This is a genomic window from Vibrio cyclitrophicus, assembly GCA_023206055.1.
GTDB classification, from domain to species: Bacteria; Pseudomonadota; Gammaproteobacteria; order Enterobacterales; family Vibrionaceae; genus Vibrio; species Vibrio cyclitrophicus_A.
The window spans coordinates 1497899-1519689 of record CP065366.1 but is presented as its reverse complement, the minus strand read 5'-3'; the positions used below and the strand labels follow the sequence as shown (position 1 = coordinate 1519689).

27 protein-coding genes and 1 pseudogene are annotated in these 21791 nt (G+C 40.0%); 8 read left to right on the top strand and 20 right to left on the bottom strand.

What is annotated here, in order from left to right; genetic code table 11:
• Positions 1-46: 46 nt before the first annotated feature.
• Together ITG09_06865 and ITG09_06860 are read right to left on the bottom strand one after the other, a co-directional pair.
• Complete coding sequence (locus ITG09_06865; protein UPR53337.1) at positions 47-1366, bottom strand: LssY C-terminal domain-containing protein; 1320 nt, start codon at positions 1364-1366, stop codon at positions 47-49.
• 14 nt (positions 1367-1380) lie between these two features.
• Complete coding sequence (locus ITG09_06860) at positions 1381-2109, bottom strand: glycosyltransferase (protein ID UPR53336.1); 729 nt, start codon at positions 2107-2109, stop codon at positions 1381-1383.
• A 369-nt stretch (positions 2110-2478) separates the two neighbouring features.
• On the opposite strand from ITG09_06860, the gene rplY reads away from it, so the two are divergent.
• Entirely contained in the window at positions 2479-2757 is a 279-nt protein-coding gene (rplY, locus tag ITG09_06855; GenBank protein ID UPR53335.1) for a 50S ribosomal protein L25, read from the top strand.
• A gap of 1110 nt (positions 2758-3867) precedes the next feature.
• Here the strand turns inward: rplY and ITG09_06850 are convergent.
• The 5 genes from ITG09_06850 to ITG09_06830 form a co-directional block, all read right to left on the bottom strand.
• On the bottom strand, positions 3868-4194 hold the full coding sequence (locus tag ITG09_06850) for a hypothetical protein (GenBank protein ID UPR53334.1): 327 nt from the start codon (positions 4192-4194) through the stop codon (positions 3868-3870).
• Between the two features lie 56 nt (positions 4195-4250).
• Positions 4251-4610, bottom strand: a complete 360-nt coding sequence (locus ITG09_06845; protein UPR53333.1) for a hypothetical protein — start codon at positions 4608-4610, stop codon at positions 4251-4253.
• A gap of 152 nt (positions 4611-4762) precedes the next feature.
• A complete protein-coding gene (locus tag ITG09_06840; protein UPR53599.1) occupies positions 4763-5425 on the bottom strand; it encodes a hypothetical protein in 663 nt (220 codons plus the stop codon).
• Between the two features lie 152 nt (positions 5426-5577).
• Positions 5578-6075 (bottom strand): PH domain-containing protein, encoded by a 498-nt coding sequence (locus tag ITG09_06835; protein ID UPR53332.1) that lies wholly within the window; start codon positions 6073-6075, stop codon positions 5578-5580.
• 343 nt (positions 6076-6418) lie between these two features.
• Positions 6419-6790: a hypothetical protein gene (locus ITG09_06830; GenBank protein ID UPR53331.1), complete on the bottom strand. Its 372-nt coding sequence runs from the start codon at positions 6788-6790 to the stop codon at positions 6419-6421.
• Between the two features lie 352 nt (positions 6791-7142).
• Between ITG09_06830 and ITG09_06825 the strand changes: the two genes are divergently transcribed.
• Positions 7143-8099: an IS110 family transposase gene (locus ITG09_06825; protein UPR53330.1), complete on the top strand. Its 957-nt coding sequence runs from the start codon at positions 7143-7145 to the stop codon at positions 8097-8099.
• Between the two features lie 36 nt (positions 8100-8135).
• Here ITG09_06825 and ITG09_06820 read toward each other — a convergent pair whose 3' ends face one another.
• From ITG09_06820 to ITG09_06795, 6 genes are all read right to left on the bottom strand, one after another.
• Positions 8136-8498: a hypothetical protein gene (locus ITG09_06820; protein ID UPR53329.1), complete on the bottom strand. Its 363-nt coding sequence runs from the start codon at positions 8496-8498 to the stop codon at positions 8136-8138.
• Between the two features lie 157 nt (positions 8499-8655).
• The gene (locus ITG09_06815; GenBank protein ID UPR53328.1) at positions 8656-9033 is read right to left on the bottom strand and encodes a DUF4440 domain-containing protein; all 378 of its coding nucleotides are present in this window, start codon (positions 9031-9033) and stop codon (positions 8656-8658) included.
• A gap of 69 nt (positions 9034-9102) precedes the next feature.
• Entirely contained in the window at positions 9103-9162 is a 60-nt protein-coding gene (locus ITG09_06810) for a DUF3265 domain-containing protein (GenBank protein UPR53598.1), read from the bottom strand.
• Between the two features lie 36 nt (positions 9163-9198).
• Complete coding sequence (locus ITG09_06805; protein UPR53327.1) at positions 9199-10059, bottom strand: hypothetical protein; 861 nt, start codon at positions 10057-10059, stop codon at positions 9199-9201.
• 139 nt (positions 10060-10198) lie between these two features.
• Positions 10199-10294: a DUF3265 domain-containing protein gene (locus ITG09_06800; GenBank protein UPR53326.1), complete on the bottom strand. Its 96-nt coding sequence runs from the start codon at positions 10292-10294 to the stop codon at positions 10199-10201.
• A gap of 27 nt (positions 10295-10321) precedes the next feature.
• Complete coding sequence (locus ITG09_06795; GenBank protein UPR53325.1) at positions 10322-10870, bottom strand: hypothetical protein; 549 nt, start codon at positions 10868-10870, stop codon at positions 10322-10324.
• A gap of 367 nt (positions 10871-11237) precedes the next feature.
• Between ITG09_06795 and ITG09_06790 the strand changes: the two genes are divergently transcribed.
• Entirely contained in the window at positions 11238-12194 is a 957-nt protein-coding gene (locus ITG09_06790; protein UPR53324.1) for an IS110 family transposase, read from the top strand.
• A 36-nt stretch (positions 12195-12230) separates the two neighbouring features.
• Here the strand turns inward: ITG09_06790 and ITG09_06785 are convergent, their stop codons facing one another.
• Positions 12231-13217: a nucleotide-binding protein gene (locus ITG09_06785; protein UPR53323.1), complete on the bottom strand. Its 987-nt coding sequence runs from the start codon at positions 13215-13217 to the stop codon at positions 12231-12233.
• A gap of 98 nt (positions 13218-13315) precedes the next feature.
• On the opposite strand from ITG09_06785, the gene ITG09_06780 reads away from it, so the two are divergent.
• Positions 13316-14344: an IS110 family transposase gene (locus ITG09_06780; protein UPR53322.1), complete on the top strand. Its 1029-nt coding sequence runs from the start codon at positions 13316-13318 to the stop codon at positions 14342-14344.
• Between the two features lie 365 nt (positions 14345-14709).
• Here ITG09_06780 and ITG09_06775 read toward each other — a convergent pair whose 3' ends face one another.
• The 3 genes from ITG09_06775 to ITG09_06765 form a co-directional block, all read right to left on the bottom strand.
• On the bottom strand, positions 14710-15018 hold the full coding sequence (locus tag ITG09_06775) for a hypothetical protein (GenBank protein ID UPR53321.1): 309 nt from the start codon (positions 15016-15018) through the stop codon (positions 14710-14712).
• A 157-nt stretch (positions 15019-15175) separates the two neighbouring features.
• Complete coding sequence (locus tag ITG09_06770) at positions 15176-15985, bottom strand: DUF2971 domain-containing protein (GenBank protein UPR53320.1); 810 nt, start codon at positions 15983-15985, stop codon at positions 15176-15178.
• 64 nt (positions 15986-16049) lie between these two features.
• Entirely contained in the window at positions 16050-16118 is a 69-nt protein-coding gene (locus ITG09_06765) for a DUF3265 domain-containing protein (protein UPR53597.1), read from the bottom strand.
• Between the two features lie 74 nt (positions 16119-16192).
• Between ITG09_06765 and ITG09_06760 the strand changes: the two genes are divergently transcribed.
• From ITG09_06760 to ITG09_06745, 4 genes and pseudogenes are all read left to right on the top strand, one after another.
• Complete coding sequence (locus tag ITG09_06760; protein UPR53319.1) at positions 16193-16441, top strand: type II toxin-antitoxin system Phd/YefM family antitoxin; 249 nt, start codon at positions 16193-16195, stop codon at positions 16439-16441.
• Positions 16431-16721, top strand: coding sequence for a type II toxin-antitoxin system RelE/ParE family toxin (locus ITG09_06755; protein UPR53318.1), 291 nt, complete (start codon positions 16431-16433; stop codon positions 16719-16721). Before ITG09_06760 ends, ITG09_06755 begins: the two co-directional genes overlap by 11 nt.
• 223 nt (positions 16722-16944) lie before the next feature.
• Positions 16945-17918: pseudogene (locus tag ITG09_06750) on the top strand (integron integrase).
• Positions 17919-18345: 427 nt separating this feature from the next.
• Complete coding sequence (locus tag ITG09_06745) at positions 18346-19305, top strand: NERD domain-containing protein (GenBank protein UPR53317.1); 960 nt, start codon at positions 18346-18348, stop codon at positions 19303-19305.
• A 492-nt stretch (positions 19306-19797) separates the two neighbouring features.
• Here ITG09_06745 and ITG09_06740 read toward each other — a convergent pair whose 3' ends face one another.
• The 3 genes from ITG09_06740 to ITG09_06730 all read right to left on the bottom strand — a co-directional run bounded on the left by ITG09_06740 (position 19798) and on the right by ITG09_06730 (position 21700).
• Entirely contained in the window at positions 19798-20097 is a 300-nt protein-coding gene (locus tag ITG09_06740) for a hypothetical protein (GenBank protein UPR53316.1), read from the bottom strand.
• A 481-nt stretch (positions 20098-20578) separates the two neighbouring features.
• Positions 20579-20722: a DeoR family transcriptional regulator gene (locus ITG09_06735; GenBank protein UPR53315.1), complete on the bottom strand. Its 144-nt coding sequence runs from the start codon at positions 20720-20722 to the stop codon at positions 20579-20581.
• Entirely contained in the window at positions 20723-21700 is a 978-nt protein-coding gene (locus ITG09_06730; GenBank protein ID UPR53314.1) for a LysR family transcriptional regulator, read from the bottom strand.
• Positions 21701-21791 lie beyond the last annotated feature (91 nt).

Sequence of the window (21791 nt, the reverse complement as noted above, 5' to 3'; positions counted from 1 at the left end):
CTAAAAAAAACAAAGAACTACGAAGAAAGGTTTCGTTGATTCGACCTTATATATCACTCTGGACATCGTTCACCGCGACATCTAAAGCTTGTGAACTATCACTAAGGGTTGTCGCTCCAATCATTAATACCCGACCATCTGTATAATAGTCATGATCCTCATTGATCACTTCCACCGTTGCTAATGGGTACTTATCTAGTTCGATGTCTGGTAGTGACGTTCGTATCTGATTAGCGAGCCTATCTCGCTCTTCATCAACATTAGGGTTAATGTTATGAAGTACGGTTACAATGCCTGAATAAGGCGTGACTTTAAGGCCATCATCATAGCTAATTGCACCTAACCACTGAGGCTGGTTAGTTTTAGTGTCAACACCAGCGCGCCACCAGCGAATATGGCTGCGCTTCATCAGATTACCCGGCAATTGAAACGCCATATCTTGTGGCTTGTCTCGCCAATACAAATCAGACACAGGTGGTGTTTTGTCTCTAAGTAATGCGAGATAGCCAGCCCATTCAATCTCATTTCGAGAGAAGGTTTGATTCTCTATCCAGCCTAATTGCTTCATTAAATCTCTTGGGGTTGCTCCAACATAAATTACGTTGATCGCTTGCGCTGAATAGAATGACGATTTCCCTGGGAATGCTTTATAGGTAACCGAGTTCCAGTCTACTTTGTTTATTTGAGCCGTCTCTTGTTGATTCTGAAAGTCGTCCGCTTTCCAAAAAAAGTGAGCGTAGTTCGCAAACAATACCCACGCCAACAACAGCGCACTCGACTTAAGTACCAAGCGTCGCCACTTCATTCGATAGCCAATAATGGTAAAAACCAATACCGCGAATACCCCGACGATCAAACTATTATGCTCAGAGATAAATATCTTAAAGCTATTAAGCCACGGAAAATTTTCAACGCCGTGCGCCAGTAACATCCCCCAAGCAATGAACTGTCCACCACCAAGAGCCAAGCCGATAAACGCCAACACACTGAAATTGCGCCAAGGTACACGATGCGAACCCGCTATAAATGGCACAACCCAAGCGATAGGCCCTAATAAACGAGCAAAAAGAATGATGTATGTGCCTTTGCGAGCAACCAGACAACGGCAACGCGCAATTAACCTTTTGGTTTTAGGACGAAACTTAATGAGCCTCCGTTGCGCCTTAGCACCGTATTTATAACCAATAAAATAACTGAGTTGGTCACCAAGCAAACCACCTAACATCACCAGTACCAAAGCCGTCCATGCACCTGAATACAGCTGAAAGCCCGCCGCGATAAAAAAGGGCTCTCCCGGTACAAATAGGTTTGGGCCAATGAGAGCATCACCCAATGCCCCCAAAAATAGCCCTAGTCCATCAAACATAACAACCTCAATGCTTACTGTTCTTTATAGTGACCAAACTTGTAGTTCATCTCGTTGTTACGCATTTCACCTCTAAAAAAGCGTCTTACGTTGGCTTTAAGGTAAGTTGAGCCTGTCTTCACAACGCCATCTTGGTCTAAGCGACGTGGGTCAAAACCAAAAGTCATATTTAGGAATCTAAATCGCCATGTTTTGCTCGCACGTTTTACGTAGTCACAATCTTCACACAGTACGATCTCTTCATCGAAACCACCGATCTCATCATGCGCTCGTTTCGTCGAGAAAATACATGCGCCAATCGCCGTCGGGAAAAAAAACTGGGTAGTAAACAAGCCTGCGTTAAATAGCCCGTAACCAAACTTATGTACAAGCGGCAAACCTTTCGAACTCATGTAAACACCCGCAACTTCAAGTTTCTTCTCTTCTAGTTCATAAAGCGCTTTCGCAAGAAAGTTTCGAGGCAAGCTCACATCAGCATCTAAGAAAAGGATTCTGTTGTATTGCGCCAATGAAGCACCTGTGTTTCGGCCAAGGCTCACACCACGGTTTTCCATATGATGAACCGTTAATTTTGGCAACGCGTTTTCATAAGCTTGTGCCACTTCTCTTGTGTTGTCTTCACTGTTTGAGTCGACAACAATCACTTCAAACTCTTGGTGGGTTTGCACACTCAACTCTTCCATTAAGCGACTAATGCGTTTTTCTTCGTTTAGCGTAATTACGACAATACTTACCGGTTCCATATTTTCACCTATTCATTCTGCTGTTTAATTAACACTAAGATTAACGAACCAAGCCTTAACCAAGTCTTAGGCAAACATTCATTTTCCGTTCATTAACTTGATGATTTAGCGGTGATATAAATAGATAAGAATGGTGATGTAAAAGGGGTTAAAATACGCTAAACAAGCGTTAGCGAACGTTTTATCTCCAAACGAACCCATTATCGAAGGAAATTCACTTTGAGTGGGGCTTCTGACTTGCTCAGATTGGAATGTGATGTTAGTATCCGCGCTCGCTTAAGCATGAACTCGTTTATGCCTAAGCATTACCACACACTCAAGGTCGCATTGAGGTGTGAAGTTAATTTTTACTAATTTGAGAGTAAAACTATGAAATTTGAAGCAGTAGTACGTACTGAACTAGGTAAAGGTGCGAGCCGCCGCCTACGTCACGCTGGTAAATTCCCAGCTGTAATCTACGGTGGCGAAGCTGAAGCTGTAGCTATCGAACTTGTTCACGCTGAAGTGATCAACCAAATGGATAAGCCTGAATTCTACGAAGCAATCACTCTAGTGGTTGACGGCGCAGAAGTTAAGGTTAAGCCACAAGACGTTCAACGTCACGCGTTCAAGCCAAAAGTTGAGCACATGGACTTCATCCGTATCTAATTCCCTACCAAGGAATAAGATTGGATTAATCCAGCCTTCTGCATAGAAAAGATAATCGATCTTACCAGTCGAGAAATCTAGAAATTCGAAACCCCGATGCTACCAACATCGGGGTTTCACCGTTTTTGAGCCCTCAAAAACGTCGTAAATCTCGCGCAATACATTGAAACTAATCAACTGTCCTCTTCCCCACTTTATCCCAGTCTTGCTTGGGTGGATTAAGGGTGGATTAAGGGTGGACTTATACAGTAGTTTTTCTAACAGTAAGACTAGACCGCTTTTTCGCTAGGTTCAACATACTACTCAAACAAAAAGACAAAACCGACTAGCATCTAGAATGTTACTTGTATGGCCTTGTACGCACTTAAAAACGAATATCGTCATCAATAATGGGACGACTCCTTTGGCATAACTAAAAATCGCTGAGAGCCGCCTAATTACATTCCTGTGTATTGGACAAGACGTTACCACCACGTAATACACTCCAGGCTAATCAAACAACACTGAAAGGCGATCAAGAAAACACTTCTAGCCTTTCGTTCATTCTTAACACCACCTTCCAACCTAATCCTTCAACTCTCATTTAATGACATAACATGCCTGAACTACCCACCAGCAAGTAAACCTAATAGTTCAGTATTGAGAACTTTAAAGACCTATAGGCAATCACTGATCCGCACACTCACTTTCAAAACATAACACTCGACTTCCCTGACCAAAAATCACGGATTCGGAATCCGAATAATTAATAGGACGTCTATACAAACCAAAAATATTGAAGAATTTGGGTCCAAGAATTTGTGATGGTGGGGCTCTGGTCGCATCACAAGCATAAACTCCCGCAACCCCCACCCTCATGCACTCTAGGTGACACTTTTTTGGAAGAAATCTCAATCCAGATTCTAGTGCTATTTCTTGAAAATCAACGGCGTTTTGAAGGAGAAAAAAACGAGTAACTCTAAGATTTTCACTACAACTCGTATAATAAACTCGTAAAAGTGAGGTTGCCGAAGCAAAATTGTAGCGGATATCCGAATTCGCGAATAAAAAGGAGTAATATTGAGATGGTTGCAGCTATGAAAAAGAAGCGGCCTGATTAGCTAACTTTCCTTAGGCTCTTCTTTCTAGAATACTCGTAATGTCTTTTTTGAGTTCCTCTGAAAAGCGTTCAAATTGTTTCGGATCAACCAAACCTTCCGAACACATCTGCATGAGCTGGATAAATGCTCGGCTTCGAGAATGGCCATCAAAAATCAACTTCATTTGCTTTTGAGATTCTTTGGAGTGCTGACACATAAAGTTGAACCTTTCCCCTACAGGTTCTGATTCATCAGTAATCGTTTTGATGGCTTCATCTAGTTGACGAGCACAAAACACTTTCGCTGCTTCACTCTTTATTTCGCAAAAGGTTTTCCAATCAGACTCTTTGATATTCATACCAACCTCCATATAGTGTTACTTTTTAGGGTAGAACATGACACCATAAAGAGTTGCTATATTTGGTCTGGAACTGGTGTAGTTATTTTAGACACCTGTTGCTCAGCCTCATAAGCATGTAGTTTCCTAACATATGCAATCAAACCTGCGACAAACATACCACCGGCCATTGCTGGAAAAGCCTCGATGAAGAGTTCAAAAACGTAAACATCCTTAAACTCTGAGTTCTTTATCAATGGTATTGGCAAAAACAACATTAATCCCATTAAAAACAAGTGTTGCTCAAATCTAGCTAGTCTACTCCAAACCGCTTTCACCTTAGGAAATGACTTATATAACCCCCAAAGATTAAAGCCTACATAAACAACTGGAATCAAAGCAAAAATAACAACTACTACGAAAGTAACATAGTCCATAATTATCTCTATTATCCGTAAAAACATAAAGCACGGTTGAGGTGTAAACAACGCAATTCCAAAGCTGCTGTGTACCACCTTAAACACAACAACACAGCGCATAGTAAAAAAATATCTAGTGTTGTGAATCACTCTTAAAAAGAGTGTTGACCCTAGAGTTTACCTGATGCCCATTTCTTTCTACCTTCGGACAATGGGTAATATTCTTTACTTAAATAATCTTTTTCCATCTCGAAGATCGTCACTTTTTTAGTGTCTCTACCTTTATATGAAACTCTCGTGAACTGACTATTTTCACCTCTATCTACCCATAATTCATCAAATTGCTGAATCGCTGACTCAAAGAAAAAACAAAATTTAAGTCTTCTGTTCTTATCTTTACTTTTACTAGAAAGAAAATTAATCAAAGTTGCATAAATGTAGGGTAATAAGTTCGGCTCTAGATTCGCACACGCGTACACTCTAAGTTTTTTAGCTTGATCGAGTATTAGAATGAACTCTTTAAAATCAAGGAAAGGAACTATTTCATTTAACCGCCCCCAGATTTTGTCTATATTTTCACTGGCGAACTTTTTATTTCTAGCTTCAGCAATAGGATCTGCTTGAGTTGGTGTTCTTGATATGTATGGTCTTGCAGAAGGATCTTTGGTTGGGCAAAAATCACTATCAATGTGATAAAAGTGGCCATCATCTTTTTTATGCCCACTTCTAACATTCATTCTTCTTTTACAAACTGGACATCGGCCGCCTAGCCAATTGTTGGGTAATTGATATCCTTCCTCTGCTGCTAATGTAACATAATCAGAAAAACTAATAGGTCGATTGTTATTTAGGGTGTAAAACTTCGTTCATTCTATAATCCTATCCTAAAAAGCATCACGCCAGATTTATAGGTGAGTATATGTGTGCCAAATTGTAGCGAAGCGAAAATGGCACACGTATTGAAGCGGTTTGTTATGCCTTTGCTCTATTGAGCCACTTCTTTGGAGCTTGTGATATCTAAAACTAGAGATTTTGCATCTAATATTTGCTTACGAACCGAAAAAGGATCTTCTAAATAAAGCATTGCTACCGTTGTTGTTCCAGTACCAGAAGAAGCTATACTCCCATAGCCAAAAATCCTTCCAAATAGTGATTGTCTTACAAGCAAGCCTTCGCCTTGCTCTAGCGGTATTTCAAAGGTGTTTCTCGATATTAGCCCTGTTTTACCGATAACCCTTTGGCTTGTGACCACAAACTCTGAAGAAATAGAATAGACAACATATATGACACATTGAAACAACATCGCCAGCACTATAAATGCCATAAGTATGTAGCCAAAGTTGCCTATTAAACTAACCAAATAGCAAAGCGCTACTGTTAGTATAAAATATGCTAACAAAGGTTTTTTAGATATAGAGGCAATGAAGCTGACACTTTCATCGGCCCTTAGTTGTTGATTCAAGAATTTACTTATATTTGCCATGCTGACTCCGTTCATTTTAGCACTAAAGCATTAGGCTATAAGTAAGCATGCACACATACAATCAGTAAGCTAATTCTTACAAGCAATTTGGGATTCACAACAAACTATGTGCGCAGAGTCATAACATCATGTTATGACATAATCAATCAAATACCAAAGCCGTCGAGTCAAAACAGTTGCGACTCTTCACTCCTGGTTTAACAAACGATTTTCCAATTAGAATACATAAAAGGCGTGAGCGACACTAATAACCAAAATATATCAGAATGCTGTAAAAACGAAGTCCAGTCTTAGATATACAGATCCCAGAATCAATCTTAAATGCTCTTGTTATGCTGTTTCATCAGCGGGGTTGTTCATTTTTGTTGTATACATCAATACCTTCACACTTCATAGATTCTAATGTGTGGGTTTCATTAAAGACCAAGCTTTCATTTCTGTAATAAACAACATCACATACTCTTCCGTCCCATTGCTTTCTATACTTGAATTTCGCACTAGTTTCACGTCCGATTATCGCTTCCAAACGAGTACCATCCGCCAACTTAAAATAGGCATATAAGCCACCAAACCTAGGTTGATCTTCACCAAGAAATCGAACCTTAGTCTCTGAATAAACAAGCTCACCGTGCGTGTTTAGCACTGCAAAAATAAAATACACTAGAACGAGAAGAGCCCAAGTCACAAACCCTCTTACTGTAATTTCACGAGTCATTTAATCCTCTACGCATCGGTAACAGCATAACACCCCGTTAAGAGGTGAGCAACGCAATACCGATGCCGCCGCATACCACACCTTAAACACTAAAACCAACGCATAGTGAAAATGCCACGCGTTGCAGAATCACTCTTAAATGCTTGTATGGATAATAAGCACTCCAATCGGGTAATGTGAGACCCAGGCTTTAGCTGCAACTAAAGCTTTCTATGTAGCAGTTCGTTTAAACGCTGGCTCCTCTATCGAGAGACCGATAACAAACATGAACGCTACATAGGACTTCAAGCATAAACCTCGAATAGTCGACTGGGTCTCGAACCCGCATTATGCAAGCATGAGTTAGCTTATTATGAATACCAAAATCAATCAAAGCATCAACGTTGGAGTTGATACCGGAAAAACACAATTAGACATCCACATCAGGCCACTAGATCTATTTTTCTCAGTAGAGAACAATGATAAAGGCATCAAGAAAGCACTCAAAACGATTAAAAGTCATAATCCTGAGCGTATAGTTATTGAAGCAACAGGCCGATTTGAAATGCCTTTTGTTCTTGCATGTGCAGAGGCTCAACTACCTATTGTCAGAGCAAACCCTGTCCACATAAAACGATTCGCTGGTGCTATTGGCCGCAGAGCCAAAAATGATCGTTTAGATGCAGAGTTGATCGCTCACTATGGAGAAGCAATCAAACCAGTTCTTACTGTCATAAAGCCAAAAAACATACGCCTAATGAGTGACTTAGTCATTCGCCGAAACCAGTTGTTATCCATGCAAACAATGGAAAAGAACCGAATCCAGATACTTCCCGCTTCTCTCCATCCGACTATCAAACCGGTGCTAACCACGATAAAAAATCAAATCACCAAGTTAGAAGAAAAGCTCGTTAAACTCATTAAAGATAGCCCTGAATACCAAGCTAAAAACACAATATTGCAGAGCGTTCCAGGAATAGGAAACATTGCCGCTGCATCAATAATTAGCAACGTACCTGAACTTGGCTACATCACGAATAAACAAGCAGCATCACTGATAGGTGTAGCTCCAATCACACGTGAAAGTGGTCGCTACAAAGGTAAGCGCGTAATCCAAGGCGGTCGAGCGCAAGTACGAACCGTTTTATACATGGCGATGATGTCAGCCATGCAATGTAACCCCGTATTCAAAGCGACTTATGCTCGACTTTTAGCTGCCGGAAAGCCTAAGAAAGTCGCAATAATCGCGTGTGTTCGAAAGATGGTTGTGACCCTTAACTCTATGCTGAGAGATGGCGCCATGTGGGATGAAAATACAGCCAAAAACTAATCATTGACGCCATAGTCGTTTGTTAGGGCAGAATTCTCAAGATAGACGCTTAGCTACAGCGTAGCCTTTAGCAGTTAATTGAAACCATACAGAGCCTGCTGGTTGCCCAAAATTACCTTCAAGGACTTGGAGTAATTGTTTTTCTCTTAATTCCAGTATTTCCGCGCTGACACCTATTGTTTCATCGTGCTTATATGGACTCTTAACTATAGATTCAGGCTCTAAGTTGTATTCTAAGATTCCTTTAAATGTAGGATTGCTTAAAGCTAACTTTAAAATTGCTCGTTCTTCTCTAGTTAATTTTGTAGGAACCCAAGACTTGATCACTGGCACTGCAGCAATACATGCAGCAACAGTACCTACTACCAACAAAACAGACTCTAATACTTCTAAACTCATAGCCTTTCCTTTGTGCCCTAACACCTTGTTAATTGGTGAGAAAACCCTGGCACCAAACTTTTTATGACCACCTTAACCACAAAAGCTGACCATTACAAAAATGCCGAACGTTTTTGAATCCAGTTGAACAATTTGTTATATGTCAGTTCTCCAAAGCTTAGATTTGTTCAAATTTAAAAGGCGAACATGGCGTGCCTTGGTGATACTTTAATTGCCAAGATGTACCTGTAAAAACCCAAATAGAACAACGTTTTGCGTAGTCACTGACTTCACCTGATTTGTCGACAATAGCTGACTCATACTTTAACAGTTGGACAGATGGTTCAAGTTGAATACATTCATAGCTTTGCGAATGAACACGAGTATTTGAAGGTTCTTCAGTTTCCATCATTTTAACGATAGAAGAATAGTCATAGCTATTCCCAGATTTACCAACTTCTGAAAATTGCGGGTGAATCAAACGTTCTCTATCGAGTTGGTTATGTCGGACGTCGTACTGATGAAGTTCAATTTCTTGTTCAACTAGTAAGTCCATATATTCTCCATACTTGATAAGGCATATAACGCCCTGTTAAGGTGTGAGCAACGCTATACCGAAGCTCCCTCATACGACCTTAATCGCGAAAACCAACGCATAGTAAAAATGCCACGCGTTGCGAATCACTCTTAAACAGTTTGTTATGACAATCTCGGTCAAACCTCACTTCGAACTATAAACGCTAGGGTAAATGTACTTTAAGGAATATTCATCAACATCAATTTTTTGGCGAACCTCACTATCAGCAATAATCTTCCTTCTCTCATCGGCAAATTCGATTGTTGTTTTAACCACCCTAAACCCGATAATGACCGGAAGGAAAAAGGTCCAAAACAACTTATTGAAAATAGAAGCACTTTCACTTCTAATTTTTTGTCTAATATCGTTAAGTCGAACTTTTGAAATCTCCAACTTACTCAAAGTCTCACAATGAACATATATTGTTGTAGATAAACTTTTAGCTATTTTCTTTCTATTATCTTCATTGAAATTGACTAAGTCATTAATCTCAGAATCAAAATCATTACATACTTCCAACTGGGACAAACTAAAATCACTTGAATTACAGACTACGGTACTTATATTATCTTTACTATTGTTTGAGTTTACGATTTCTTCTTTAGAGCAAAGAGAAGACATTGCTTTACTTGTATTGCTCAACACTTCATCAAATTTTCGTATCTCACTTTGTAGATTGTCTTCCACAGAGACCAAGTTTCCTACATTTAGCACGTTCAATGAAAGTAGAACAGATATAAAGCTCCCTATATACCAAAAATAATCATAGGACTTTATTAAAACTCTTCGTTCAATTATCCCCATAAACCAGTTACGACCGCTAATGACTGAAAAGAATAGTACATGCCAAAAAATTACAGAGAGCAGGCCAGATAATAAACCAAGTAGAACCCATTCTTTGCCAATCAACCAATTAAGATCATACTCTTCGAACATTGGGTATAATACAACCAACTCCTTCGCACCACGAAATAAAGGCAGAAGTTCCACAACGAAAAAGGACACACAAACTATCCCAAATAACCTTACAACGCGCTCAATTGTATAACCCTTGACCAACACATGCTCCAATAAACTGAAAAATAAGGAAAATTCATTCTAACAAGGAAATTGAAACTATACACCTTATTGTCATAACGCCCTGTTAAGGTGTGAGCAACGCAACACCGACGAAGCTCCCGCATACCACCTTAAACACTAAACGCAACGCATAGCGAAAATGCCAAACGTTGCGAATCACTCTTAAACAGCTTGTTAAGTTTTATTTTCAATTACTTACCATCTTAAAATACTTTACGTATTTGTTAAATGTAGATGTAACTAAAACGTCATCTTGACCTATTACAGACCACGTATAAAAATGACCACCCTCATACAGGACGGCAGCACTCTTATGCATTTTGACCCCTTGATAAGTCATGGTGATTTTAAAGTACGCCCCGCGATTACCAGCAATTTCCCCTAAGCTTTTAAACGCGACTTTCCCATTCATGGCTATCGCAGATCCATTGATAAAGCTGTCGATTGCTCTATCTATAGTTTTTGAAGAGTACACAACCTTATTTTTCTGTAAGGTCGATGTAAACAAAAGCCCCGATTGATTATCTACGTAATTGTACCCCTGATATTTTTGCCCATCATTATTAATAATGCCTATATCTTCCGGCACTCCTGGAAATGGAGCTTCGATGAGGTTATCTAATGTATAAATTTTGTATTGACTAGCAAAAGCGCTAGCCGAGAAAAAGAGAAAAAGTACAGCTGTAATAGTAGACAGATATACTTTATTTAATGCTTTCCACTGTAATCCCATCACTTCTAAAAATACCTCAACATTATAAATTTACTTTTGAAACTTAACGCCGCGTTAAGTAGTGAGCAACGCTACCACCTTACCTAAACCATTGCACCGTAAACACTATACCCAACGATGGAATGAAAAATGCCAAGCGTTGGGAATCTGTCTTAAACGCTTTGTATGGATAATAAGCACTCCAATCGGGTAATGTGAGACCCAGGCTTTAGCTGCAACTAAAGCTTTCTATGTAGCAGTTCGTTTAAACGCTGGCTCCTCTATCGAGAGACCGATAACAAACATGAACGCTACATAGGACTTCAAGCATAAACCTCGAATAGTCGACTGGGTCTCGAACCCGCATTATGCAAGCATGAGTTAGCTTATTATGAATACCAAAATCAATCAAAGCATCAACGTTGGAGTTGATACCGGAAAAACACAATTAGACATCCACATCAGGCCACTAGATCTATTTTTCTCAGTAGAGAACAATGATAAAGGCATCAAGAAAGCACTCAAAACGATTAAAAGTCATAATCCTGAGCGTATAGTTATTGAAGCAACAGGCCGATTTGAAATGCCTTTTGTTCTTGCATGTGCAGAGGCTCAACTACCTATTGTCAGAGCAAACCCTGTCCACATAAAACGATTCGCTGGTGCTATTGGCCGCAGAGCCAAAAATGATCGTTTAGATGCAGAGTTGATCGCTCACTATGGAGAAGCAATCAAACCAGTTCTTACTGTCATAAAGCCAAAAAACATACGCCTAATGAGTGACTTAGTCATTCGCCGAAACCAGTTGTTATCCATGCAAACAATGGAAAAGAACCGAATCCAGATACTTCCCGCTTCTCTCCATCCGACTATCAAACCGGTGCTAACCACGATAAAAAATCAAATCACCAAGTTAGAAGAAAAGCTCGTTAAACTCATTAAAGATAGCCCTGAATACCAAGCTAAAAACACAATATTGCAGAGCGTTCCAGGAATAGGAAACATTGCCGCTGCATCAATAATTAGCAACGTACCTGAACTTGGCTACATCACGAATAAACAAGCAGCATCACTGATAGGTGTAGCTCCAATCACACGTGAAAGTGGTCGCTACAAAGGTAAGCGCGTAATCCAAGGCGGTCGAGCGCAAGTACGAACCGTTTTATACATGGCGATGATGTCAGCCATGCAATGTAACCCCGTATTCAAAGCGACTTATGCTCGACTTTTAGCTGCCGGAAAGCCTAAGAAAGTCGCAATAATCGCGTGTGTTCGAAAGATGGTTGTGACCCTTAACTCTATGCTGAGAGATGGCGCCATGTGGGATGAAAATACAGCCAAAAACTAATCATTGACGCCATAGTCGTTTGTTAAGCATCATTCACTATTGATACCCTAAATAATCTACCCAAGCCAGTTTGCTTGTAGCTTCAACATCAATTTCAATGTAATTGTAACGAACGAAGTCTAATAATTCATTTAGACTTTTCTGAAAGTCTTTACCTATAACTACTAACTTATCGTAATCAGATTGGCGATTAGGTTGATAGCTTGAATGATCAAACGTGCTGTCACCTTGAAGATCTGAATTGTAACAATGGTAATAGCTCAAGCTACATTGCCATTGTGTATAAAGGTTAGTTACTAAATTCTCTAAATTTTTATCATATAAATGAAAATAGCTACTATTGTAAACGGCGTTATAGCCTTCCCAAAAATGCGTACTTCGGCTTGATATTTTATCAGGAAAATTCATCAGCAAATTATCAATAGTTCCTAAGTGAACTTGAGAAAAAAGCCATTTAAAATTAACTAAATCGCGCTTACGTTTAACTTGTTCTTCAGATTGATTGACAGAGAGATACCTTTTTTCTGGATTATTATCGATAATCAATTTCAAAGCTTCAGTAATTGTTTTATCCAGTTTAGATATGCCATTTTTATCATCCTTTCCTGCTACTTCATAAACTAATGCTCTATGTCTATCAAAGTCGAATGGTAAATCATTTACTGAACCATAGTGTTCGTTAAATACTAAGATGATGCGTTCCCAACCTAAATACGCAACAGCATACCCGAGTTCGAAGATAACATTGGGATTAGATAATCGTTTGGGATTTGAAGAACAATCGACAAAGCTCACATCTGCAACAAAGATATCGCTTTGTTGAATCTTTCTCATGATTGTTTCAGGAATATTGGGGCTTCCAGGTTGATTACTAGTAGCTTCATCAATAACTATATGATAGTTATTTTGACCCAATTCAGCTGACGCTTTATTAAGTGCGCCACGAATGGCACCTTGATTTGTTTTTTTATCTAAATCACTCTGCCATGAGTAAAATACTAAGCTTTTATTTTCTTTCGTCATAATTTTCCTATGATGCTTAACGAATGATATGGACTCCCTCTACCTGACACTCTGCGTGCCATACTTACTAAGTACACACTGAAGAACTGGAGGTTACTATGTCCACCATTCAAACTATTGGCGTTGACCTCGCCAAGAATGTGTTCAGTATTCACGGCGTTGATGCATATGGCAAGTGCGTCCTACGCAAAACTGTCAAAAGAAACAAACTCTTAGAAACATTCGCGAAGTTACCGCCCTGCCTCATCGGTATGGAGGCGTGCTCTGGCGCACACCACTGGGCGAGAGAGCTACTGAAACTCGGTCATAACCCAAAAATTATGGCGTCCAAATTCGTTATTCCATATAGACAAAATGAGAAGAATGATGCCAATGACGCAGAGGCCATCTGTGAAGCGGTATCTAGACCCAAAACACGATTTGTCTCTATCAAAAGTGAAGAGCAACAAGCTATGCTTTGCCTGCATCGTATTCGGCAGGGGCTAATTAAAACAAGAACAGCGACCATTAACCAACTCAGAGGTTTGCTTTCCGAATTTGGCATTGTGATGCCGCAGGGTCGCTACTCGGCTCAAAACACCATTGGTAGCGTTCTTGAAGATGCAGAAAATGGTTTGCCTATACTCGCTCGAGAACTACTTCAAGATCTATCGAACAAGATTCAAAACCTTAACCTAGAAGTATTGCACTATGATCGCAGAGTCTCTGCTTTAGTTCGTGAGATGGCTTCAGCCAAAGCCCTCATGGATATTCCAGGTGTCGGTGAACACAGTGCAAGTGCCATTGTCGCGACCGTCAATGACGCCAAACAATTTGGCTCTAGCCGCCAATTTGCCGCTTGGATAGGGTTGGTGCCAAGACAATACTCAACAGGTGGTCATGTTCATCTTGGTCGCATCAGCAAAAGAGGCGAAAAACATATTCGCACTCTACTTATTCATGGCGCAAGAGCCGTTATTGCACGATGTAAAGAGAAAACCGATCGCAACAGTATTTGGTTAAATCAACTCGTTGAACGACGAGGTTATAAACGAGCAGCTGTCGCCCTAGCAGCAAAAAACGCTCGTATAATATGGGCATTATTAACAACAGGAAAAGAGTACAAGATTAACTATGTAAGCGGTTAACACTCACCGAGTCAAAGCAATAGCAAATGATGACAATACGACCAGACCGAGATGCCTAAACCTGTTTAATTGGGAAGTAATAAATACTGTTTAACGAATGAGGCAGGCATCAAGCGAATATCATCAAGGTGACGGAACGAATCCGATTAAACACCGAATGTAGAGCTGCTGTCCGATCCACTGTTGTCAGCGGGAGTTATTGTTGACAAAAGAGGGAGTCCATGTAGCCCAATTAAGTAGCTGACAACGCAACCTATACACTCAAATTTAACACCTAAATCACTGAAGCTAAACCGAGTTGAAAATGCCAAGCGTTGACAGTCTGCTTAAATTGCTTGTTATAAATTTTGTCTGAACTTGATGACTTACCAAATCTTCCACCACGGTTTATTTATTAGCTTAGGGAAGTTGATTAATTTAGCTTGGTCATAACATGCCCCGCATAAAAGTGTAACTTTTGCAAAAGCCAAGATCTCAGGAGTCCATTCGCCATTCGTGTCTTTAACCTTACTCTCACATTCTGAGCACCAAGCATCAGAACGTTCATTTCCTGGTGTTTCAGACCACCAAAAACCTCTTGCCTTTTTATCTTCGAGTGATTGCACAATATGTTGACAGACAAATGTTTCTTGTTGTTTTCCATGAACACTACATTCAATAAATCGATTACTCATACTAGTTTCACCGCTGATTTATAACGCCGCATTAAGGTGTGAACAACGCTACCACGAAACCTAACCTTACCACCGTAAACACTGAACTCAACGATGGAATGAAAAATGCCAAGCGTTGAGAGTCACTCTTAAATGCTTTGTTAGCCTACTTGATTTCTCATGATGTAACTCTGTTTAGGTTATACATATTATGGTACTTACCTTGATTTGACTCATCATAGGCAACAATATCAAGTTTGAACTGATGAGAGTGGACAAAAGCTTCACGGACTTTGATTCCGTATTTTTTACATTGTTCTGCTACTTCTTTTTTGGTGCTTACTGACATTTGGCAACCAAGAATTACAGATTTAATAATGCTCGGATCAACTGGATAAAATGGAAAGTCTAACTTAGGGAGCTTTCTAGCTAAATCCAATGGTAGTAGCAAGCGCTGCTCATCTTCATACTCCCATTCTGGAGATTTGACGAACCACGACTCTGTGTCATATTCAAGTTCGCTTGGTTCAACATATGTTGGTCGTTCAATCTCATACCTGACTTCACGAAGTTCCCCGATATTTTGATAATGGTCTTCGACTGCCTCACCAAAACATATACCTGCATTTTTATATTGTCCGTTAAAGAACTCTGCATTTCGGTCAAACTCGATACATATGCCCTTATGGTTACTCGCATAATGAGCCCACATAAGCAAGTTATCTTGCTTAGTTGTAAAGCATAAAACACCAACACTTGCTCTTACTCCACACTGGGCATCCCAAGCAAAGTCATAGTAGGATGCACCGTCCGACAACGTACTAGAGAGAGACATTATCAGTTCATATTCTTCTTTATCAGCTGAGCTTAAATAGTTGCCCATTACCATCTCAAATGGATCATTAAACTCACCAAATCGAGAAACTTTCAAAAAGAAATTATCGAACAACTCTGGTCGGTACCCCATATACTTAAAAACAGAACTCACTTACTTCCTCCAAAGTTCATTAAAGTTGGCTAACGCTTTGCTAAGGTGTGAGCAAAGCAATACCTTATCCTCCGCATAATACCTTAAACACATAAACCAACGCATAGTAAAAATGCCACGCGTTGCGAATCACTCTTAAGCAACTTGTCATACCGCTTGGTTGAGGCTAAAATGACCAAAACAAAGACCACTTAAGAGACCTATTACATGACCACTAGAATTTTAGCCGATGTTGCTGCAAGCATTACTGAATTAAAAGCTAACCCTATGAAAGTTGCAACTAGTGCTTACGGTGAACCTGTTGCTGTACTGAACCGAAATGAGCCAGCATTTTATTGCGTACCAGCCGAAGCGTACGAAATGATGATGGACAGACTCGAAGATCTTGAACTACTAACTATTGCGAAAGAGCGTGAATCTGAAGAGAGCATTTCGGTAAATATTGATGACCTATAAACTCGACTTTAAAAAGAGCGCACTCAAAGAGTGGAAAAAGCTTGGCTCAACGCTTCAACAACAATTTAAGAAAAAGCTAATCGAGCGCTTAGATAACCCGCATGTTCCGGCTTCAAAACTCTCTGGAGCTGACAACATGTATAAGATTAAGCTTCGCCAATCGGGCTACCGTCTCGTCTACAGAGTTGAAGACGATGTCATCATTGTAACCGTCTTAGCAGTCGGAAAACGCGAACGTAGCGATGTTTACCGTAAAGCTATGAAAAGGTTAGATGATTGATTACGGTATAACAGCTATATTAGACAGAAAAATTCTGCACTTAAATACAGAATTATTCTGTCTAGTATCTCAATGACGTAAACGATACCCCGTTTTTATGAAAACTAACAGTAACTTAAGCACTACAGCTCCCTTCCTACATCCCAAAATACAGAATTTTTCTATATAGCATGAATTGATGTGCCAAACTGAAACCTATGTATGCATAACCAGTTAAAGTTTAATGAAAAAATCACCATTTCTATCGTATATACAAGAATATATGCTTGGACGGCACTATGCCCTTCGTACAACGGAGGCGTACATTTATTGGATTCACCAATACATTCTTTATCATGATAAAAAGCACCCAAAGAGCTTAACTTCTAGACATGTAGAGGATTTCCTAACGCATCTGGTTGTTAACAAAAAGTCAGCGAGGAAAACGCAAAGTCTGGCTCTCAATGCGTTGGTCTTTTTATACAAAGAAATTATTCAAGAACCCATAGAACTTGATATGCAGTTTCGGCGCTCAGATAAATCAAGAAAATTGCCAACAGTCATGACTCCAGAAGAGATTGGAAGGCTATTCAATCACTGTTCACCTAACTACAAATTACCTTATCAATTGATGTATGAATCAGGGTTACGTTTAATGGAGTGTCTACGCTTACGTGTACAAGATATCGATTATGCGTACAAATCTGTACGTGTATGGCAAGGGAAAGGAGGTAAAAACCGCATAGTGACAATAGCTCCAGAGCTTTTCCCCGCTATCAAACAACAGCAACAGAGATCCGCGAGTTACTATCATCAAGACATGAATGACACAGTTTTCTCTGGTGTATACATACCTGAAGCTCTCGCTAGAAAATACCCGAGCGCAGAAAGGAGCCTAAATTGGCAATTCCTCTTTCCCTCTAGTCGTTTGTCGCCAGATTTACAACAGGTGAGCTACGTAGACACCATATTCACCCAACAGCACTTCAAAAACACATTAAGGTAGCAGGCCAAAAAGCCAACATTGAGAAAAACATCTCGTGTCATACTTTAAGGCACTCATTCGCTACGCACCTTCTTCAAAGCGGAGCGGATATCAGAACAGTTCAAGAACAACTTGGGCACACCGATTTGAAGACAACGCAAATCTATACTCACATCATTGATAGAGGCGCCAATGGCGTTGTTAGCCCACTATCAAGAATATTCGTGAAATAACGATAAATGAAATTCGGATTCCGAATTCTGAAATGACTTCATAATCACGAAACAGGGCACTATCACCTGCTCTTAGGGCTGAGGCCTCTAGTCACTCCAAAAGCTCAATAACAATTTATCTGTGTGTTTTTCTCTGCAGCAATGGCTGCGTATCACCTCTTATTGTTACGCCACCATTGCCTATTTACAACTTTCATGGCGCTCACAACGCCCTAACACGCACAATAACAGGATGCCTAACAAACACATTATTAAACAGCAGGTTGCAGGTTTCCTACTCTCTACTTCGATCTTTCGAAAAGAGATATTTCACAATTTTCATCAATAACAGTGTTCGAAAAAGAACATATGTCTCAAAAACATACACACCATCAATATGAACAAGACTGCATGGTAAACTGCTTTTATAAAAAAGCAGGAATAAATAATGATTACTAAGGATAGAGATTCAAAAATCAACAACAGTCTTCAACAGAAAGCTGGCGCAAAAGTAGAGCAAGATGTCGCGTTTTACTTACGCAGAGAGTTTGGCGATGCAAATGACGTTTTCATTATCAATGACCTACGCATACAGTTTAAAAATGAAACTGCTCAGATCGATCACTTAGTCCTTTATAACAAAGGATTTATCATTATTGAGTCGAAATCGATTCGTGGTGAGGTTAAGGTCAACAATCAACTCGAATGGAGTCGAACCGTACGAGGGAAGTGGACAGGAATGCCCTCGCCTATCGAACAAGCTAAGTTACAAACCAAACTATTGAAAGCACTTTTAAATGACAACGCTAAGTCGTTACTAGACCGGATTGCATTTTTACAAGGGTACTTTGGTGGTCGCTGTTGGGATCAACTCTGTGCCGCGTCCAATGACGCTCTAATCGATCGAACGTCTATCCCTAAAGATATATCGAAGAAGCTCATTAAAGCTGAATCTATTGGTAGCTGCGCTAAGAGTCTCATCAAAAAGCACCGCGTAGGTTCAATACTAAATCCGAATCCTACGTTTAATCGTGATGAACTGTACCGCCTAGTTCACTTTCTAAACGAACAACATGTGCCTACGTCTTCTCCGGCTCCCAAAGTACATATCGAAGAATTGAGCAAAACTGAAAAGGTAGACTTGGTTCCAGCTCAAGAAACAGTTGAAGAAGCTAAAGTTCCACAAATAAGGCATGGTTTTAATTGTAAGAAGTGTCAAAGCCCGCAGACCGAGCCGAGGTATGGAAAGTATGGGTATTACGTCTACTGCCCACAATGTAAGGTGAATACTGCAATGCGTATTAGTTGCCATTCTTGCCAATCTAATTCAGCTAAAGTCAGCAAGAAAAAGAACACGTACTCAATTGCATGCTCTTGTGGTGAAGGAACTCAAGTCGTATTTCCATAACCCAATTATTCGGAATCCGAATTACAACGCAATTTAGAACGATGCGGACTCAAATTCGGATTCCGAACCCCACAAAACTAAACAACTAACACAAATCACTTCTGTCTACTACAGGCAAAGGGAGATAATGAGACTACTACAACTGTCATAGCAGAAATGATAGAGACGAACCTACACTACCTAGTTTTGAGCTATGTGTCACCACTATGCATCACAGTAAATCAAGACCATTGCTCGCTGTTTGATCCTACAACACACTCGCCATCAACTCGCACTCAGCATCGACTGGTTACATCAGAAAACTGCTCTTTTGACAGTTGCCTTACCGACACAACCACTGGTTGTCAGTAGGTAAGATCTTGCTTTGCCAAGGTGTAGTAAACTCACCTGTCACATCCGTGATTTTTTGGTCTACGTGGATAAGCAGCTAAAAAGTTTTACGCGATAGGGTTCAGCTTAGGCTTTTAATGCATCGAGGTATTGAGAGTCCATTTACTGCCTTTCTTTTTGTCTTAAGCTGACGAACATTATCACGATACCAATGAGGAACAGCACGCCCGAATGTGTGGCATGGAAAGTTAACTCAGCTTTACTTGCACCGGTAAATAAGGCGTACCAGAAAAATGGACAAAAAAGACCGAGCAATGCGATGTTTCTTCCAGTTCGGGGTTGCCCTGAAATATCCCCCCTATTAACCAATGCATAGAAGACCCTAAACATATGGCTGTAAGCACACCATTTGGTCATGTTTTTCATTGCAGTTTTCATCATAATTCCTTTATCAACACTCAATTTGTCACCATTCTATCCAAATCCAACTCAATTTCATAGTTGCGCATTTATGCATATATTAGAATGTGAGTGTTAGCTCACTCAGCCTTTAATTTAACACTAGCTAATAAACACATAGATTAAGGTGATTTTATAAACATGGGCTAACTAAGTATCGTATTGGGTGAATTTATTCACGTGGGCGCGCTAATCATAGTGATTGTAGTGGACAAATGAATTTGGCCACTTAACTGGCGGTTTAGAAAAACGCTAAACGAAATTTATCCATTGGTTGAAAGAGAAAGGCTCTCACAAGATTCACTGAAGAAGTATCGATCAACAATGAAGAAACTCTATGATGATTTAGCAACAAGACTCACACATGATTTAAACTTGGAAATGTTGAATACATTCTTAAACTCACATTATGGTGAATTTTCATATAAGAACTACAACAACCTCAGCGACATCAATAAAAGCGTTCAGTTACTCAGTTGATCAATCATTTATACTTAGCCAGTTCCGTTAGATCTCGACAAATCGTTTCACGAGACACGGAGAGCATCTCGGCAATTTGGTTCACCAGTAGTGCGCCCTGCTGACCAAGCAACGCAACGATATGCTTGTGACGTTCTAACTTCAGCATTTATTCCTCTCTGTTGTTATTATTATCTCTTTGCTGCAATCGAATAATCTCGTCATTCACCCAGCCTAAAAGTTGCTTGGTCGCTTTGGATAAGACTTGATTTTGTCTAACAATATAGCCAAGGCTCGTACTACAAAAGTCCGCTAAAGGCGTGACTTTAGAATTTAAGTGATGCTTTGTTGAGATGGCAAACTCAGGAATGATAGCGACACCGAAGCCGGCTTCAGCCCAATCGATTTGAGCATCAACACTGCCTACTTCCATCACTCTGTAATTCGGTAAATTGAGTCTAGGTAAGCCTTCATCGATGAAATCACGCGTTCGCGTATCATGCCCGAGTAAAATCAGGGTTAACTCATCAGCTTCTGGATCTGCTTCTGACTTAGGCTTCTGTTCTCCTTTCACCTCAGCTTTAAGTGCAAGAGCCTGCTTATAATTGCCATGCGCATTATTTAAATCAAACCCATTACCCAACGCGCACCAAGTCAGCTCTTGCAGCTGCGTAAAATGCAGTGACTCATTGAGCTGGTCTTTGGCTATGACAAAACCGAGGTCAGCTTGCGCATTTTTGACTAGGTTAGATGCCTGAGATGACGTGGTATTCAATAGTGTTAGGTCAATACCCGGATATTCCGCCTTAAACTTCTGGAAAGGACGAATGAGTAATATCCGAGAAATAATGTCACTCACAGCAATGGTTAACGTTCCTTTTTTAAGATCATTAATTGCATTGAGATCCGCCTGACATATTTGCAGTTCCAATAATGTTCTATAACTCGTTTCTAATAACCTTTCACCCGCTTGAGTTAGCTGAAATGGGCTTCTCTCTATCAACTTAATACGCGTAAGTTGCTCTAGTTGTTTTAAGTGCAAACTTACATTAGGCTGAGTCATATGGAGTGCGTTAGCCGCTTTACCGAAATGCTTATATTCAGCTAACGTGACAAACGTTTTCAACAAATTAATATCAAGCATCATCTACCCTCGCTAGTTCCCTATACCTTATATGAATTATTTATCAAGATGTTGATTATAATTAACTTTTCTTATTTATTTGACGAAGCTAACA

Excerpts from the sequence above, each read along its gene's own strand:
- ITG09_06835 (UPR53332.1), bottom strand. The coding sequence starts at position 6,075 with ATGGCAAATATAAGTAAATTCTTGAATCAACAACTAAGGGCCGATGAA.
- ITG09_06785 (UPR53323.1), bottom strand. The coding sequence starts at position 13,217 with ATGACGAAAGAAAATAAAAGCTTAGTATTTTACTCATGGCAGAGTGAT.
- ITG09_06780 (UPR53322.1), top strand. The coding sequence starts at position 13,316 with ATGTCCACCATTCAAACTATTGGCGTTGACCTCGCCAAGAATGTGTTC.
- ITG09_06850 (UPR53334.1), bottom strand. The coding sequence starts at position 4,194 with ATGAATATCAAAGAGTCTGATTGGAAAACCTTTTGCGAAATAAAGAGT.
- ITG09_06825 (UPR53330.1), top strand. The coding sequence starts at position 7,143 with ATGAATACCAAAATCAATCAAAGCATCAACGTTGGAGTTGATACCGGA.
- ITG09_06790 (UPR53324.1), top strand. The coding sequence starts at position 11,238 with ATGAATACCAAAATCAATCAAAGCATCAACGTTGGAGTTGATACCGGA.
- ITG09_06860 (UPR53336.1), bottom strand. The coding sequence starts at position 2,109 with ATGGAACCGGTAAGTATTGTCGTAATTACGCTAAACGAAGAAAAACGC.
- ITG09_06730 (UPR53314.1), bottom strand. The coding sequence starts at position 21,700 with ATGATGCTTGATATTAATTTGTTGAAAACGTTTGTCACGTTAGCTGAA.
- ITG09_06865 (UPR53337.1), bottom strand. The coding sequence starts at position 1,366 with ATGTTTGATGGACTAGGGCTATTTTTGGGGGCATTGGGTGATGCTCTC.
- ITG09_06735 (UPR53315.1), bottom strand. The coding sequence starts at position 20,722 with ATGCTGAAGTTAGAACGTCACAAGCATATCGTTGCGTTGCTTGGTCAG.
- ITG09_06815 (UPR53328.1), bottom strand. The coding sequence starts at position 9,033 with ATGGACTTACTAGTTGAACAAGAAATTGAACTTCATCAGTACGACGTC.
- ITG09_06845 (UPR53333.1), bottom strand. The coding sequence starts at position 4,610 with ATGGACTATGTTACTTTCGTAGTAGTTGTTATTTTTGCTTTGATTCCA.
- ITG09_06745 (UPR53317.1), top strand. The coding sequence starts at position 18,346 with ATGATTACTAAGGATAGAGATTCAAAAATCAACAACAGTCTTCAACAG.
- ITG09_06755 (UPR53318.1), top strand. The coding sequence starts at position 16,431 with ATGACCTATAAACTCGACTTTAAAAAGAGCGCACTCAAAGAGTGGAAA.
- rplY (UPR53335.1), top strand. The coding sequence starts at position 2,479 with ATGAAATTTGAAGCAGTAGTACGTACTGAACTAGGTAAAGGTGCGAGC.
- ITG09_06830 (UPR53331.1), bottom strand. The coding sequence starts at position 6,790 with ATGACTCGTGAAATTACAGTAAGAGGGTTTGTGACTTGGGCTCTTCTC.
- ITG09_06775 (UPR53321.1), bottom strand. The coding sequence starts at position 15,018 with ATGAGTAATCGATTTATTGAATGTAGTGTTCATGGAAAACAACAAGAA.
- ITG09_06820 (UPR53329.1), bottom strand. The coding sequence starts at position 8,498 with ATGAGTTTAGAAGTATTAGAGTCTGTTTTGTTGGTAGTAGGTACTGTT.
- ITG09_06760 (UPR53319.1), top strand. The coding sequence starts at position 16,193 with ATGACCACTAGAATTTTAGCCGATGTTGCTGCAAGCATTACTGAATTA.